This is a genomic window from Halorussus halobius, from assembly GCF_004765805.1.
Lineage (GTDB): Archaea > Halobacteriota > Halobacteria > Halobacteriales > Haladaptataceae > Halorussus > Halorussus halobius.
Map to the genome: position 1 here is coordinate 31481 of NZ_SBIU01000009.1, position 16372 is coordinate 47852.

The window sequence follows — 16372 nt, forward strand, 5'->3', positions numbered from 1 at the left end:
CAAACACCACTTATCCGTTCCCACTAGAAAACAGAATTAGCATTCCTAACCGTTCTATCTAAAGGGTTCTTATACTACTGATCTCTCTAAGCATCACATTTTCAAACCTATCGTATTTCAGTCGAACCGCTGATGGACATTTCATAATATCACTTGGTTCGAGCGTTTGCCGGCTGGGTGTAACGAAGATATGAGAACGCGTCTATGATATCTTGGATTTTCGCAGCTTATTGGGTTACTGATGGTGCCGTCGAATCGACGAGCGAGTACTCACGGTCACGACTCGTACCCTCTGCCTCGAGAACGTTGTACTGCGTCATCTTCGACAGATACGTGCGGATGGTGCGTTTTGTCCGTGGATCGTCGACTTTCCGCTTGTAGTGGTCGTAAATCTCACTTGGCCCGAGGGGTCCGTGTTCCCGGACGACGTCGTAGACGAGCCGCTGGTGCGGGATAAGCGAGTCGAGATTTTTCTGCTTGATCTGAGCGCGAGCGTCTTCCGCAGCGTTGAGGAGGATATCATCGGTGATTCGCTCTCTACTCTCGCGGTCGGCTTTGCTCGCGGCGGTCCGAAGGATGCCAATCGCGAGACGAGCATCACCAGCAGCGGCGTCGGCAATACGGTCGAGTTGGTTAGTCGTAATGACGTCCTGGTCGAGCCCTCCTTTCACACGAGCAGCGAGGATGTCGTGGAGTTGCTCGTCGTGATACTTGTCCATCCGGACGTGTTCGCTGGATCGAAGTCGACTCACGAGGCGGTCGTCGACGCGGCTGAAGAGGTCTTCTTCCTTGTTGGCGATACAGATCACCGCGAAGTGTGGGAGGCTGTGCAGGTCGTAGATGATACCCGGATCTTCGAGCTGGTCGACCTCGTCGAGGATGATGACTGTCCGTGGCCCGTCGTACTGTTGGAGTCGGTCGATGAGTTCGTCGTGGGGTGTCGACTGGCGGTGGATATCAATGGTTTCGCCGAAATCATCGAGGATCTGGTAGAGCGTCCGGAAGCGCGTATAGTTGCGCCAGCAGTTGACATAGGTGGCTTCAACGTTGAGAACCTCTTCGCGGAGGCGTTCGGTGACGAACTGTGAGATACACGTCTTTCCCGTTCCGCTGGGGCCCGTGACGATAGCGGTGTCGGCGGGTTCTCCGTTCGTGATTGGTTCGAGGACGCTGGAGAGGTGGTTGACTTCGGCGTCACGATGCTCGACTTCTCGAGGGACGAACCCGGCGCGGAGAACGCGAGCATCGCGTATCATGAAATTCGGTACGAAAGTGATTCTGCGGCAGGTCATATAAGAGTGACCGGGTCGTTTCCGGAAAGGAAGCACTTGTAATTGGGCTCTACCCGGATACTGTATCGCTGGCAGGCGATTCTGCTGGAATTGCACCTCATAGTTTTCCTGAAATTCCAGGAAACACGAGCCTTCCTGAATAGATACCTCTCTTCGCGGAAGATAACCGATTAACTACCAGGGGCTGTAGGTCAGCGTATGGTTGAGGTTCCAGAGTCGCTCCAGAGTCTGTTTAGCGCAACTGTAGAAAAACGAGGCGAGACATATACACTCGAAGTTCCGCAAACTGAGGTTGATCACGGCGCTATCTCTCCTGGTGAAACATACCGGATCGGCGTACTCACGCAACGACAATCCTCGACGAAGACAGCTGACGAACGCACAGCACAGGAGCAGCCCGCTCCGTCCGAACGGAATTCTGGACCACCTACCCCACCGGTCACTGAAGGGGAAGTCCGTGACGTGACGATCGAGACAGTCGGCGATCAAGGCGATGGAATCGCGAAGGTCGAACGCGGCTATGTCGTTATCATTCCAGGTGCGCAGCCCGGTGACGAGCCGACCATCGAAATCGACCAGGTCCAAGAGAACGTCGCATTTGCCAGCGTTGTCGATACCGGCCCTCAATCACTCTAACTAGGCTCATAATCCGGTGTCTGTCCGGCAAGGAGGAGGAGGCGCAACGTTGATGCCTGCCGGGCTTCATATTCTATGTACGAAACGCAGGTATGAGTTCCACACAAGAGACACAAACTATACGGCAGGGCCTTTCGACCCGTGAGAGCCGACTCCTCTCGCATCTCGCCGCGGAGGGCCACCAAATAATCTCGATCGACGACGTCGAGGCGACCCTCGAGGTCGCGCCGAACACCGCCCGCGAGATCGCCTCCCGCCTCACCGAGAAAGGGTGGCTGGACCGGCTGCTCCCCGGCCGATATCTCATCATCCCCCTCGCTGCTGGCGAGGAGGCCGTGTACACGACCCACGAGTATCTCATCGCCTCGCACGTCGCTGAGCCGATGTACATCGGCTACTACAGCGCCCTCAGCCATCACGGGCTGACCGAACAGGTTCCCCGAACCGTGTACGTCGTCACCCCGACGCGAGCCCAGAGTCGCGAGATTCACGGCGTCCCCTATCGCGTCGCGACGGTCACCGAGCGGAAGTTCTTCGGCTACGAGCCGACGTCCATCGAGGGAACTGTCGTGAACGTCGCCGACCTGGCGAAGACGCTTGTCGACTGTGCCGACCATCCCGAGTACTGCGGTGGCATCCGCGAACTCGCAACGGCGATGGTCGCGGCGGACGACCAAGCCTGTTCGTGGGCGACGGTCGGCGAGTATCTCCAGCGGCTTGACAACGGCGCGGCGACCAAGCGAATCGTCTACTTGGCCGACCAGCTGAGTATCGACCTCCCAACGCGTGAGACGCTCGTCGAGTCGTTCACGAGCGGGTACTCGCTGCTCGACCCAACGCAGAGCGAGCAGGGATCATACGACAGTGAGTATCGCCTCCGAATTAACGTCGACCCGGGCACGCTCGGTCCGACGGAGTCCTGATTCTAATGATCAGTCAAAACCGACTCCGTGTCCTTGCCCGTGAGCTAGGTGTCCGCCAGGGCTATGCTGAGAAGAACTACGTCAACTCCTGGATTCTCTGGGGTATCTTCACGAGTGACTTTGGCGAGAACCTCATGTTCAAAGGTGGAACGGCGCTGAGCAAACTGTACTTCCCCCAGTCGTGGCGATTTTCAGAGGATCTCGATTTCGGCGTCGAAGGTCAGTACAACGGATCAGAAGACGACCTCCGTGATGTCCTTGACACAGTTACCGAGCGCTCCGGGATTGAGTTCACCATCAGCGAGCACCACGAGTCCCGCCAGCAACACTATCCGACACACTACGTCGACATGAGCATCCAGTATCGGGCGGTGCTTGACCACCCGAATACGACCAGTCTCGACGTGATGGTCGACGAGTACGTCGCATTCGACTCGGTTCACCATACGCACTCCTACGAGGATATCCCGGAGTTCGAACTGCAGGCGTATAGTGTCGAAGAGATCTTCGCGGAGAAACTTCGGGCGATCTTCCAACGGGGTGCTGCCAGAGACTACTACGATCTTTATCAGCTCTTAGAGACCGAATCTGTTGAGATTGAGTTCGACGTTGTCCTGCCTGCCTTCGAAGCAAAGTGCGACCACGACGACCTTGACGTCGATCTCACCACAGGTCTGCCGGGTGACCAGCGCGAGGACATTCAGCGCCAGTGGGAAACCTCACTTCCAGACCTGACCGGTGATCCACCGCTGTTCGATACTGTTTGGAAGAGACTGGACGAGGCCGTCATTGACAAAGGGACGGAGTAGGTACGAATCCTCTCGCCTGCGGCACGTACTAGCCCTGCACTATTAGGGGTATTCTGAAATCGGATACTATTCTAAGATAGCATCCTATTCATAGAGATTTTCTATCGATACTACTTATGCTATTCTAACAATTCAGGCTACCTTTGCTACTCATACTATTCATGCTATTCTAACTATTCAAACTATACGGGCTATCTTGACGATTCAGGCTATTCACTGCCCTTAGTTATAAGAGGGGATAGGGCACTATTCCAGAATAGCATGGCGGGAACGAATAGCGGGAATAGCATAGATAGCACGAATAGCCCAAATAGCCCGTACGACTCCGTGGATACAGCGGGGAATTCTCGGGCTGTCTCAGTCTGCATGCTGAAGGGTGGCGTTGGCAAGTCAACCATCGCAGTGAATCTCGCGCGTCAACTCGCCACCCACGACCATGATGTCCTCCTCATTGACCTCGATCCGAATGGACACGCTTCAGTCGGTCTCGGGTTCGATGACCACTATCACAATACAGACGAGGGCATCGGTGAGGTATTCTTCGATGAGGCAGATCCAACCTCAGTCGTCTACGATACCGAATATGAATTCGATATCCTTCCCTCGAGCGAGGATCTCGAGCAAGTCGAGCGAGAAATCGTCGTCGGTGACGTCTTCCAGCCGTCTGCTCTGTTGAAGCGCGAAGTCGTTGAGCCGCTGCTGGGCGACGAATACGACTTCATCGTCACGGACTCGCCCGCATATCGCTCGCGACTGACCGACAACGCTCTCGTCGCGACGTCTAATCTTGTTCTTCCACTAGCGCCCGGCAACGAGGCGATGTCCGGACTGGAACGCACTATCGAGCGCCAGATTGCTCCGCTGCGAAAGCACATGGACGTCGACGTCCTCGCACTCGTCCCGAATATGCTGGATGGGCGTATCGACCAGCAAACGCAAGATCGCCAGCTCCTCGAACGGCTGAACTCCCACAACAGCTTGCAGGACCGTATTCCGAACTTCGCTCGAATCACGGATTGGGAGGCTGTGGGCAGCGGCGACATTAGTCCGACACCAGGTATCCGAGACCGAACGAGTATCACGAAAGCGTACGGTGAACGCAAACCGCTATTGGACTACGACGCCAACTGTGATCAACTGAAGAATTTCGACGAACTCGCGCACATCGTCGAGGCCGGTGAGGTGGTCCGGCATGGCTGACGACGGTGACCCGTTCGCAGATCTTAGTCAGACGCTGGATGACGATGCTGACGATCAGGACGAGACGAAGAGTGAACAGGAACCGCGCGAGCCACCCGCCTCAGACACGACAACCGAACACGTCGACGAACCGGATGAGGGGGACGTCGAGGAACTGGACCCGATGACAGATACTGCCTTTTCATACGAGGCAGCCAATCAACGGCCGTTTTACGCTCGCGAAGAGACTATCGAGAACTTCGATTCCTGGCTGAACTACGAATTAGAGCGCGAGCTAAGTACTCGCGGCTATCAGAATATCGTTGTCCGTGAGATGACTGATGCGTTGCTGCGCACGGTTGTAGAGGAAGACTTGGTTGACGAGGTGGCTGAACGGTTCGAGCAAGAACGAAAGAATGCGATTTCAAAATAGCCTGAATAGCATTCTATTTCTTTTCAAGGAGAACGACGGGGGGATGTCCATCTCTTCAGGAAGGAGGTTTACTGGAATAGGTCAAATAGCATGAAAAGTATTCTATTTATATATGCACCTCCACAAGGGCACGGGACGCATGAATTCTGGATGCGTCCATCGCTGCCCGACGAACTATATTCGCGTATCTGACCAGAGAGAACGGGTTTCTACGTTATAGATCGGTAAAACAACTCGAAAATGGACGCCCACCAGAAGATGAGACCGGCCTTCTCAATGCATACGGTTCTCGGACTGGTTTGTGGCTATGGACAAGGTGATCCTTCGACATTTTCGTCGATTTTACTTCTAATCACAGAAAGCCGGGAAGCTACCCATTCCAAGGCGACCAGTACATCGCGCTGACGTTGACATTAAAGTCGTAAACGTGCTAATACTGGTCTAACCGCCAAAATGCTCTCTACTCACTCCACGTGAGCTGGCCAACGGTTGGAAACTCAACCTTCGCTGTTTGGGGTGGGTTGTAGTATCGGGACTTGATATCGTAGTATCCGAATTCCGGAGGGATACGAGCGCACGCCTTTGCCAGATTTTCGTCCGCTGTGTGAGTGATCACACGGATTCGAGCATTCGCATCGAACAATCGAACTGCCAACGCGACCACCGCCGCGTCCTGCCAGTTGTTCGTCTCTGGATACTTGCTCTGCTGGTTGAGAAACTCATCTGCAACGAACCGTGCTTTCTCAACCGGTCCAGCACTACTCTCGAATCCCGCTGTACGATCACCTGGTAGCGGTGTGGCTACCCGAAGCCACCCTTCTTCGATAGCCGTATCGAGGTATGGATTCGTCGGTGAGTCGGCACTCCCGGTATCCGCCAGCTCGTGGTAGACCGCTGCTGGCACCCAAACTTCAGTTCCAGCTTCCTCTACGGCACTCTTGAGCGATTGTAGGTGTGGACTGGGGTGCTTCCCCAAGTTCCGAAACATCACCGTGTCCGCAATGTTCGCAGTATACATCCTCGCTCGGTTCACTTATCGGCGTATTCCTCGAGGAGATCGCCCCCCTCCGCATCGAACTCATCCGGTGTGTACGTCGTCGGGGTCGAATCGTCATCACCGAGGTCGAGAACCGAATAGAGCGCTTCGACGAGATCATACGTAGTTCCAGGAGAGAGATCTGTGAGGCTCGCGATTTGCCGGATTGTGACCTCGCCCTCACTGTGTGCGTTCACGAGATCGTATGCGAGCGCGAACGTGACGATGCCGTAGTCTTCGAGGACTCGTTCGATCGCTGGGTACTCGTTTTTCTGGGCGATTACCTCGATGATTTTGGGAGTGATCGAGACTTCCGTCTCACGGACCGTCAACGTTAGCTCGAACTCCTGAGCGGTGTATACGGCAGTCCCGGTCTCGTCGCCAACCTTGCTGATCAGGCCCGCCTGCTCCAGTTTATGCAAGTAGTCGTACACCGTCTTTTTGGAGACGGTCGTTGTTTCGACGAGTTCGGGACCTGTTGCAGTCTCTGCCTGTCTAATCGATGTATAGAGGTCCGCGAGGGACGGGTTCTCAAGTAATTCTGCGAACGTCGGAATTCCAGTGATGGTTCCTGGAGTGTCCCCCGCGTTTCGCACGTGTTCTGTATCGTAACTCATCTTGTGTAGAGTTACGAAACTGGAAACCATAAATGTTTGCCACGGAACCGGGTCACTGTAGTGTTTACAAACGGGCCCGACCGCAGAGGATAGCTTTGTTACGTGCCTTAATTACACACTACTCTCGCCCACAACGCCCATTAAGTAGAGACGCGAACTTATCACTGGTATCTCTGTCAATTTACGTCGTATAGCAGCGCAATGCTGAATACAGACACATAGCGACCCCTGAATATTATCATTTCAAGAATAGTTAGGATGGGGGAGAGTCGATACAACAGTATTGTTTTCCCATCTCTTGTACAAACCCGACTAATGACGGCGCAGGACTCCACGCAGACTGAAGACCGAAAAGACGACCACCTTCAAATCGTCCAAGAGCGGGACGTCGAAACGACAGGCACGGGCTTCGACGACGTCCACCTCGTCCACAACGCGCTTCCGGAACTCGATTACGACGCGATCGACCCCTCCATCGACTTCCTGGGTCACGACCTCTCTGCCCCAATCTTCATCGAGAGCATGACTGGCGGGCACCACAACACGACGGAGATCAATCGGGCGCTGGCCCGGGCCGCCAGCGAAACCGGTATCGCCATGGGTCTCGGTAGCCAGCGAGCAGGCCTCGAACTCGACGACGAACGCGTCCTCGAATCGTACACCGTCGTCCGCGATGCCGCACCCGATGCGTTCATCTACGGGAACCTCGGCGCTGCACAGCTCCGAGAGTACGACATCGAAATGGTCGAGCAGGCAGTCGAGATGATCGACGCCGACGCGCTCGCGGTCCACCTGAACTTCCTCCAGGAAGCCACCCAACCAGAAGGCGACGTCGATGGCCGGAACTGTGTAGCTGCGATCGAACGAGTGTCCGAGGCACTCTCGGTGCCGATTATCGTCAAGGAAACGGGCAACGGCATCTCCGGGGAGACTGCCCGAGAGCTAACTGCGGCAGGCGTTGACGCTCTCGACGTCGCTGGCAAAGGCGGAACGACGTGGTCCGGGATCGAAGCCTATCGCGCAGCAGCCGCGAACGCGCCGCGACAGAAACAAATCGGCACCCTGTTCCGAGAATGGGGCATTCCAACCGCTGCAAGCACGATCGAGTGTGTTGCCGAACACGACTGCGTCATTGCGAGTGGTGGTGTCCGAACGGGATTGGACGTGGCAAAAGCGATTGCCCTGGGTGCCCGCGCCGGCGGGTTGGCGAAACCATTCCTGAAACCAGCTACAGACGGGCCAGACGCTGTCATCGAACGCGTCGGGGACCTGATCGCCGAGCTGCGAACAGCGATGTTCGTCACCGGCTCGGGGTCGATCGACGAGCTCCAGCAGGTGGAGTACGTGTTGCACGGAAAGACGCGCGAGTACGTGGAACAACGAACCAGTAGCGAGTAGTCCCGGATTCCCCAGTCTCAGCAGGACGGATAGAACAACAGCGGGAAAGAGAGAGCCGACTCCGATATCTGTCCAACCTGTACTTACCGAACTACGCACCACAACGAGGCGGGTTCTCACCAGCGAATTCGTCGTGAAATAACCGTTCAGTAGGTGTGCGAATGTACCGGGTATACGGAAGCAAGAACACCAGAATTTGGTTGTCAGGAACGAAGGTAGTCCCCGAGGAAATTTGAGAGATTGTACACAGTGTAAAGACCGTACCCGATTACGAGGACGGCGACAACAAGGAGAAGTGCCCAGCTCAGGTCCATGTGTCACAGAAGAATTTCTTGTAGAATAAGATTTGTCCCCTGTGACACAACGAATTTTCACTAACCGATATACTGTTCCTCTACATCTAACGATTAGCTGCATCACCCCTGCTCGCGATTGAGGAATCCAGCAGAGCCACAGAACTCTCTATACTGGTCGGTTGGACGAACTCTTGAGCGTCTCCGGGCTATTCTTCTGTAGTGGTCGCGACTCGCGAGTCTCGGCGCAGCGTCTTTCGACGAATCGCACACCAACATATCGAGTGGCCCGCATATGACTCGACACCGCTGTACGATCGCTCCTCACTCGGTGGGTTAGAATCGGACGTTCGAGTCGTCTCGAGTGTCTGGTTCACGCACCCAAATCATAACTCACTCGAACAGTGCGTCTGCGAACTTCCGCTGGCCTACTTCCGCTTCGAGGCCCACGACTGCTACGGAAGGTCAACACGCTACGAGATGGACACCCTCTTTCGCATGTTCTTGCTGAAAGAACTCCACGGATGGCAGCACGAAACATCTCTCGTCGAGTACCTCGATAGCCACCCCGAACTTTGTGAACGCCTCGAGTTGGAGACGGTGCCCGATCAATCGACATTGTGGCGCGGCTGGAACGAGCGCTTCACGCGCGATTTCCGTGAGACGATCCAGGAAGCGGCTCGAACAATCCTGATCAAAGCGCAGAACGCGGGTGTCGCTGTACCACGCGACCCAGAACGAAACCTCCCGGATCAAGGCGACGACGCAGACGAATCTGTCCCAAACGATCAGGCCATCCTCGACAAGGCTGAGAGGGTCACCGACCACATCAGTCGCGTCGTATACCCCGCGTTCTCGCTCGATCGTGGTGAGGGCTGTGAGATTCCTGAGAACGCCTACTGGGGCTTACAGACCTATCTGGGCCTGCGTGAGAACCTAGCGGCTAACGAGGGCGCTCGCAGTTTCATCCACGAGTCGACGCGTGATCGAACGCCACTCGGGCACGGTCATCGCGACCAGATTCGTGACCTCCCCATCAATCAGATTCGCGAGATGTACCGACAGGCACTCCGTCAGCTCATCAACGAGCTCGCGGGGACAGAGGAGTTCTTTCGAGCTGGAATCGTCGCGATCGACATCACCGAGGACGACCCCTTTACCGGCGACCGTACCGGCCACGAGGACGAGATAATCGGAACGAAGGAGAAGAATGACGAATACGCCTACCAGTGGGCGACAGTCCAGCTGGTCGGCAACGCTGTTCCACTCGTGCTTGATGCCCCCCCAGTTCGACGAGGCGAGTCACGCAAGGAGATCGTCAAGGACCTGCTCGACTCCGCTGAGGACCTCGTTCACGTCGATAACGTGCTGATGGATCGGGAGTTCGACAGCCAGCACATTCTAGAGATGATCAGCCAGCGTGGACTGTCCTACGTCGTGCCGAAACGGATGCAAACGAGTGAGAAAGCTCAGGCCAAACGACTCCTCCAACGCGATCAAGACCGGTACGAGACCGACCGCAAGCTCCATCTTGGCAAGAACGAGTGGCACGAGACGACGCTGATCTATCGCCGGAAAGAAGACTCTGAGCACGACGACCATCGACAGTACTCGGTGTTCATGTCCAACCGGGGTGGTGGTTTTCTCAGTGAGTACGGCTACCGGTGGGAGATTGAGAGTGGCTATCGGTCGATCAAGCGATTCATGGCTGCGACGACGTCGACGGATTTCGGGCTCCGATTCTTCTACTTCGCGTTTGCGTGTCTGTTGTACTCGATTTGGCGAGCAGTCGATTTACTTGTCCAAGTCGAGTTGACTGGTGAGTACGAACACGCGCCGATTGTGACGGCCGACAATACGCTCACGCTGCTGAAGAAGGAGACTGGAATCGGATAAGGAGGTACTCTGTCGGGGCCAGTGCGGATTTCTGAGTGGCAACGCTGTCAGGAATTTCGAAAATCCACCGATTTAGTTGGGAGTGCGATAGGAAGAGACGATTGAGAGGAGATTCGAAGCCGAACTAGTCACTGATTCGTCCGAGACTGCGCATCACAGCCTCGCTAAACCCCCTGTAGTCTCAACTTCAAAATCCCAGAGTTTTGTATAGCGATATATAGTTTATAACCCCGCTTATCCAGCTATAGCAGGCGCTTCAGAGCCCGAAAGCCGTGATTTCGCTCCGACACAGTTGGTTTGGTTTAGGACAGTAAAACAAACCAGAACTAAGAGGGTGGCCGCCCTCCCGTAAGCACGAACAATGGAAGTCCCACAGCGAGCGTCTATCTCCCACCAAAACGTCGATGCTGGCCCAATCGCCAAACGCACCGTCGTAAACAACAGCAAAGTCGTCGCCTGTGCTGGCTGCGACGACGACCTCGACACCAGCAACTACCACCTCCACACCACCCTCAGATTCGGCGCTGGCGGTGGCCGAGGCGTCCGCTACAAATCCTTCGTACTCCACGATGCGGAGTGCTTCAACACGTGGAAGCGTGATTTAGATGTCTGAGACCAACGCGACCCCTGGGATTCGCGGCCTCGAAACCCTCCTCGACGACCGCATGGTCTCCCTCGAAAGCCCACAGACCCAGCAAATCACGAGGGTCGCCGTCAACAATCTGTTCCAGTTCCTCACCGAGAACAACGACGTCGACTCCGTCGAGGACGTCGACGAACAGGACGCCCGAGATTGGGTCATCCACCTCGTGAAAGAAGACGATCTCGCCGCGAACTCCATCCGGACGTATTTCGCGCTCGCGCGCGCCACCTTCGGCTGGTGGCAACGCAGCGATGAGATCGACAGAAACCCGCTCGCGACGACCACCGCCGAAGAAGTACTCCCATCGAAGAGCAACGATGTCGAGCAACAGTTCTGGACTGCCGATGCTCGCGAACGATTGCTCAACTACGTCGACGAACGCGCCCATGCTGCACTCGAGAACGACAGCAGCGACGCAGCACACGCGTTCCGGGACCGCTCCCTCGTCTACATCCTTGCGGATACCGGCGTCCGTGGCGCGGAGGTCTGCAGCGTCAGTCGCGACGACCGCCGCAACGGCCTCCAGTGGGCGGACGTCAACCTCGAGGCGGGCGTGATGACTGTCCTCGGGAAGTCCGGCGACCAAGAATCGGTATCGCTACCGGGGGTAACCACCGAGAAGCTGGCGCGCCACCGACGGCTCATCGACGCCCCCGACGAATGGCCCGTCATCCCAACCGGAGACGCAACCTCGAAATACCGGGCCGTTCGCAACGAGCTGGCTGACCGCGAATACGAGGACGAGGAAATCGAGGGAGCCCTGGAAGACTGCGAAATCGACGAGGTGCTGCGCGAGTACGAGGTTGCGCCGCCAGCGTTGACGACAGAGGGCGCGAGAACGCTCTTGAAGAGGCTTTGCGAGGAGGCGGACGTCGATATCGACGGCGATTATTTAAAGCCGCACGGTGGCCGGCGTGGACTCGGTGACGATCTCTACGGCGAGGTCGCCGCCGAAAGCGCACAGGAGGTTCTTCGACACAAGTCCATCGAGACAACGCATGCCTCCTATCGAGATCGGCACCCAGAGGACTTAGCAGCAGATATCGAGAAGGTCCGTTACAAGAGCGAGTAAGTTGGGTTGAGGGAGTGGTCTACTCTCGAAGGCCCCACTACTGTAGAGAGTGAATCCGGTCGTGGTGGACTGGGCACCTGTCGCGGTCGGTGGTGGTGCGCCGACCGCGGGACGCAGTGGTGTGCGTCTAACCGTCACTGATACTCATCGCTTGAGTGTTCTCCGATATCGCCACCGTTCGAGATGACTGGTTGTTTAACATGGGGTAGTGTGAATTCGCACACATGACTACGAGACGGCACGTATTGACGCTCGCAGGTACAACAGCAGTTGCAGCACTCGCAGGATGCAGCAGCGACAGTGACAGTGGTAGTGACAGTAACGGCGACAGTGGTACTGATTCGACTGGCACGCAGCTCACCGACATCATCGAGATCACGAATCACGAATGGCGCGGCCGGTCAATCCTCGAAGCGACCGTCCGGAACAAGACCGACAGCACCATCGGGACGCTGCAGATCGATGTGAACGTGTACGCGGGCGATGAGCGCATCAGCGACGGGTACGGCACTATCACCGACCTTCCCGGCGGTATTGAGGACACGGTGCGTGTGAGCAATATGAGCGATTTCTCCGCGGTGCCGTGCGAGGATGCGACGACGTACGACCTTGTTCCGAACTTCTATTTCGAGAACACGCAGTACGAGCAACGATTCGAGCACGAGTACAACCCCGAATTCTGCGAGTGACCACGTGATTACCTAGAATGACATCAGAGTTCGAGCCTGCCGACGAACCGTACGACGTCGGGGATATCCTTCACATTTACGCTCCGGAACCCGAGTTCGAGCACCGGTTCGGGTGCGAGGTGGTCGAAGTACACCCTGACGGTGAATCAACGTCATACACGCTGTACGCGCACGGTATCCAGCGCGTCTTAGACGCGACGTACCCTCACGAATACCTGATTCCGTCACCTCGCGGATACCCGAACATCGCCGAGTTACTCGGGGAAACCCGGATTGACGGGGAAGAACTTCTGGGGAAGTTCAAACGCCCCGATCTCAAGATAATCAACAAGTACCTCACTGCGGTGGATGTCGATTCAGATCCGACGAAAGACTGGTTGAGAGAAATCGAGAAAGGCGATGTGAATCGAATCAATTCCGTATTTGCCGAACTGTACCTTCTATACTACCTGCGAGAATTGTACGGTACGGAGCAGGTATCGATGAACGCGGAGCTTTCCGACGATCGTGATTCGAAGGATTTTGACTTGCGGCTCAACACCGACGACCAGGATATCTGGATTGAAGTCACGAAACCGGACCATGCTGAGGTACTGGAAGGTGGGTTTGGGTTCGGGATGGGGAAGCGAACGACGAATTCGATTGATAGGAAGCTCAAAAACAAGTTCGGGCCAGCGCGTGATGCGGTTAGCGACGACGTGACTCTAGTGCTTGCGGTGTATCAAGAGGAGGAGATGATGCAAGGCTTCGAAATCGGGCGGTGGCTTGATGAGGATTACTACGATGTCGGTGATTTCTCAGATGGATGGGTGACGTTCACGTATCTTGGCGAGCCAGACTTTGAGTACGGTGCATTCACGGAGAACGGTGCACGTTGCGCCGAGGAATTCGAGGCGTTAACTGAGGTTGGGGAACCTCAGTAATACTGTTCTCTTCTTTCACGCGCTCAAATTTTGTAGTTGTCTGCCACTCTACTGGGTTGAATAAGTCCCCTCTGACATCCTCGTAGGTGTTGCAGTCTATGGCTGAAATCCGGGGCCAGAATATCCGAACCTTTGCGCCAGCACTAGGTTTATCGCGCTAGACAGACTTCTTTCCATATGAGCCTCGAAGAGACGGTTGACTACCTCGCCGAGGAACTCGACCTCGAGCGAAGTGAACACGTCCGTGAGGTCGGTCAGTCGGTCGCCGAGCTTCGCGACTGATCAGAACATTTCTCTGAAGTCCCGTTCGACGAGCCCGTCCTCCGGATACGTGATGAACTCTTGTTTCGTTGGTCCTTGACGGTCGAGTAAATCGTCCCGTTCTGCACGTTGGAGGACTGCCTGCGCGAAGTCCGTACAGTGGGATTCATGCTACTCAGCGTACTTCGGAAGGGCTTCTCGCCAGTGCATATCCAGCTCAAACTCGGCTAATCGGATTTGGATCCCGTCCTTCCGTTCGACGAAGTCGACGTCCAGGTCCTCGAGTTGCTTGAAACGGCGATTGTTCCGGCGAACTGTGGTGAGACGCTTGGAATCGACGATGTAGGGATTGACCCACTTCCGCCAGGTATCGTCGTCGACGTGTGTTCGTAGCATCTCAAAATCCAGATCCGGGTCCACACTCTCAATACAGAACTGCAGCATCTCGATGCCAGTTCGATGATTTGCATTCGGGAGGGAGTGGCGGAGAATCAAATTTGACATCACCTGCACACACGACCTCGTCGACAGGTGGCATGTCTGCCAGAACAGCCGCTAATGCAGGGCGGTTGGCGTGGATGTCTGAAATGAGGCCAATCTTCACTGAGGTAGAGTACGACAGACGGTGTCTTGGTGTCTAGTTCCAGTGTTCCGACTCGAAGTGGTTGAGCACAGCCTCGGTCGGTGTCTCACTGCCGGAGGTGTCTATCTCTTCATCGCATACGTGGCACTTCATACAGAGAATTACTGTGGTCGCGAAGTTAAACGATAGGCTCGATACGTGATCTCAGTGAGGCTGATCGTCTCATTTACGAGGTTCGGGGTCGGCGGTCCATCCGAAGTCTACCAGCCGATGCCGTGTACGTGACCGGCTTGATTCGCCCCGACTTCGTGGTTGTACACGGGATTCGGTAACGGGGCATCCAGAGATTCGGGACTCCCTCAAAAGAGACGTGGCGCGTATCTACGTTCGTTTCTCACGGACGCCCTCGCGGCTGCGGGTCATGTCCTCGCAGTTCGGACACACACGTGGCTCGTCGAGAGAGTCCGGTGTGAATACACGAACGTAGACATCTGTGACGTGACTGCCACAGTTCTGGCACTCCGGCATACCAGTAGCAGTCATCTTATCGGTCATAGGCTTTCTGTCAGCGCCGAAACTAACAATTAGAGATAGCAAACAGCGTCCGCGACCACCCCAGACCCAGTCTCGAGAACATCACAAATCAATACTTGTCGCATAGATTGCTAGGCTATGGAGTGACCAATTTGCCGCTGTTGAAATCCTATTGATCAGATATCATGTACGGTGAAACAACCCGTAAGTGAGTGTGCGTATGATGTAGGGTTAGTTCCGGTTTTCGATGGGATGAGTAGATCAGGATAGAGATGGTAGAGTGAATGTCAGAATCACAACCCCAATTCCAAATGTTGTTAATCCCCAAGCCATCTTGCGATATAGGTGAAATAAATTCTCCTCGTTGTCTTCCATAATATCTCTGTTCTTTTCAATACAGTCTATTTGATCCCCTAATAATCTGGCTGGATTCTCGTCTTCAATAATATCCCTCAAATCAGCCGCTTCTGGGCCTATTATTGCCCTTCGTGTTGGACCATAGTCAACTCCTTTTCCGACAAGAAGGAGAACTAACTTTGTGACTTGCTTCCAATAGGGAATCGAATTTACGGGCCTACCGGAGAGGACGTTTAACGCTGAGTAACTTCCGCGAAAGAATCCAATAATGCCACGAGCTAATAGGAATATTCCAAGAATTACACTTATCGGTCCGGCTATTACCCCTGAGAACCCTTCTCCAACAATTCTGACGGGTAGTTCAGTAGTGATCGAAGTCGAAAGAACAGCGGTTAGAGCCGCCACAAGGATACCAGCCACGGTAAACTGCACGCGGAGAACCCTGAGTGCTTGATTGCGTTGTTCCCGTATTTCTTGGAGTTGATGGTTCAAGATTCGAGTTATTTCTGAAGTAGCCCACGAACTATCGTTGTGAGGTTTCTCTTCATTCTGTGCTGGCGTATTCTCGGACATATTGAAACCAATTTCAAGTTGACCCGTTTGTTCTTTGGGTGAATACTCCTAGGAATAAGGAGATGCATCCTCTATACTGACCAATTCAACAGTGTAGCACAGTTCAGCTATGACAGGTTAGTTGTTTAAACGCGCGCTTGTACAAGCCTCGCTCAGTTCCGGGAGGGGGATTCCAATTACATGCTCAACCCGTGCCACTGCATGGCCCTGTGATGAATCACTTTC

The 16372-nt window shown here is 55.0% G+C and carries 16 protein-coding genes and 2 pseudogenes; 11 read left to right on the forward strand and 7 right to left on the reverse strand.

The window, feature by feature from the left end; genetic code table 11:
* Positions 1–227 precede the first annotated feature (227 nt).
* Positions 228–1256 (reverse strand): Cdc6/Cdc18 family protein, encoded by a 1029-nt coding sequence (locus EPL03_RS19020; RefSeq protein WP_012289552.1) that lies wholly within the window; start codon positions 1254–1256, stop codon positions 228–230.
* A 234-nt stretch (positions 1257–1490) separates the two neighbouring features.
* On the opposite strand from EPL03_RS19020, the gene EPL03_RS19025 reads away from it, so the two are divergent.
* From EPL03_RS19025 to EPL03_RS19045, 5 genes are all read left to right on the forward strand, one after another.
* Positions 1491–1928: a TRAM domain-containing protein gene (locus tag EPL03_RS19025; protein WP_010890442.1), complete on the forward strand. Its 438-nt coding sequence runs from the start codon at positions 1491–1493 to the stop codon at positions 1926–1928.
* A gap of 92 nt (positions 1929–2020) precedes the next feature.
* Entirely contained in the window at positions 2021–2851 is an 831-nt protein-coding gene (locus EPL03_RS19030) for a type IV toxin-antitoxin system AbiEi family antitoxin domain-containing protein (RefSeq protein WP_010890440.1), read from the forward strand.
* 5 nt (positions 2852–2856) lie between these two features.
* Positions 2857–3660, forward strand: coding sequence for a nucleotidyl transferase AbiEii/AbiGii toxin family protein (locus EPL03_RS19035; protein WP_010890439.1), 804 nt, complete (start codon positions 2857–2859; stop codon positions 3658–3660).
* 261 nt (positions 3661–3921) lie between these two features.
* Positions 3922–4860 (forward strand): ParA family protein, encoded by a 939-nt coding sequence (locus EPL03_RS19040; protein ID WP_010890438.1) that lies wholly within the window; start codon positions 3922–3924, stop codon positions 4858–4860.
* Positions 4853–5272 (forward strand): hypothetical protein, encoded by a 420-nt coding sequence (locus EPL03_RS19045; RefSeq protein ID WP_010890437.1) that lies wholly within the window; start codon positions 4853–4855, stop codon positions 5270–5272. The genes EPL03_RS19040 and EPL03_RS19045 overlap by 8 nt, the downstream gene beginning before the upstream one ends.
* 460 nt (positions 5273–5732) lie before the next feature.
* On the opposite strand, the gene EPL03_RS19050 is transcribed toward EPL03_RS19045, so the two are convergent.
* Positions 5733–6290 carry a hypothetical protein gene (locus EPL03_RS19050; protein ID WP_010890435.1) on the reverse strand — a complete coding sequence of 186 codons (558 nt, stop codon included), beginning with the start codon at positions 6288–6290 and terminating at the stop codon, positions 5733–5735.
* Positions 6291–6301: 11 nt separating this feature from the next.
* Complete coding sequence (locus EPL03_RS19055) at positions 6302–6955, reverse strand: winged helix-turn-helix domain-containing protein (RefSeq protein ID WP_010890434.1); 654 nt, start codon at positions 6953–6955, stop codon at positions 6302–6304.
* Positions 6956–7240: 285 nt separating this feature from the next.
* Here EPL03_RS19055 and fni point away from each other — a divergent pair, with 285 nt between their 5' ends.
* The 6 genes from fni (at position 7241) to EPL03_RS19085 (ending at position 13839) form a co-directional block, all read left to right on the forward strand.
* Positions 7241–8323 carry a type 2 isopentenyl-diphosphate Delta-isomerase gene (gene fni / locus EPL03_RS19060; protein WP_010904022.1) on the forward strand — a complete coding sequence of 361 codons (1083 nt, stop codon included), beginning with the start codon at positions 7241–7243 and terminating at the stop codon, positions 8321–8323.
* Between the two features lie 515 nt (positions 8324–8838).
* Positions 8839–10512, forward strand: coding sequence for a transposase (locus EPL03_RS19065; RefSeq protein ID WP_135830696.1), 1674 nt, complete (start codon positions 8839–8841; stop codon positions 10510–10512).
* Positions 10513–10873: 361 nt separating this feature from the next.
* Positions 10874–11125, forward strand: a complete 252-nt coding sequence (locus EPL03_RS19070) for a hypothetical protein (RefSeq protein WP_135830697.1) — start codon at positions 10874–10876, stop codon at positions 11123–11125.
* Positions 11118–12227: a tyrosine-type recombinase/integrase gene (locus EPL03_RS19075; protein WP_135830698.1), complete on the forward strand. Its 1110-nt coding sequence runs from the start codon at positions 11118–11120 to the stop codon at positions 12225–12227. Before EPL03_RS19070 ends, EPL03_RS19075 begins: the two co-directional genes overlap by 8 nt.
* A 224-nt stretch (positions 12228–12451) precedes the next feature.
* Complete coding sequence (locus tag EPL03_RS19080; RefSeq protein ID WP_135830699.1) at positions 12452–12916, forward strand: FxLYD domain-containing protein; 465 nt, start codon at positions 12452–12454, stop codon at positions 12914–12916.
* Between the two features lie 17 nt (positions 12917–12933).
* Positions 12934–13839 (forward strand): hypothetical protein, encoded by a 906-nt coding sequence (locus EPL03_RS19085; RefSeq protein ID WP_135830700.1) that lies wholly within the window; start codon positions 12934–12936, stop codon positions 13837–13839.
* A 282-nt stretch (positions 13840–14121) separates the two neighbouring features.
* Here EPL03_RS19085 and EPL03_RS19090 read toward each other — a convergent pair.
* The 4 genes and pseudogenes from EPL03_RS19090 to EPL03_RS19100 form a co-directional block, all read right to left on the reverse strand.
* Positions 14122–14610 (reverse strand): annotated as a pseudogene (locus tag EPL03_RS19090) (hypothetical protein); the annotation flags it as partial.
* A pseudogene (locus tag EPL03_RS20560) lies at positions 14567–14704 on the reverse strand (metallophosphoesterase family protein); the annotation flags it as partial. The pseudogenes EPL03_RS20560 and EPL03_RS19090, both read right to left, overlap by 44 nt.
* Before the next feature lie 360 nt (positions 14705–15064).
* On the reverse strand, positions 15065–15211 hold the full coding sequence (locus EPL03_RS20865; protein WP_285265679.1) for a DUF7563 family protein: 147 nt from the start codon (positions 15209–15211) through the stop codon (positions 15065–15067).
* A 267-nt stretch (positions 15212–15478) separates the two neighbouring features.
* Complete coding sequence (locus EPL03_RS19100; RefSeq protein WP_135823194.1) at positions 15479–16147, reverse strand: hypothetical protein; 669 nt, start codon at positions 16145–16147, stop codon at positions 15479–15481.
* Positions 16148–16372 lie beyond the last annotated feature (225 nt).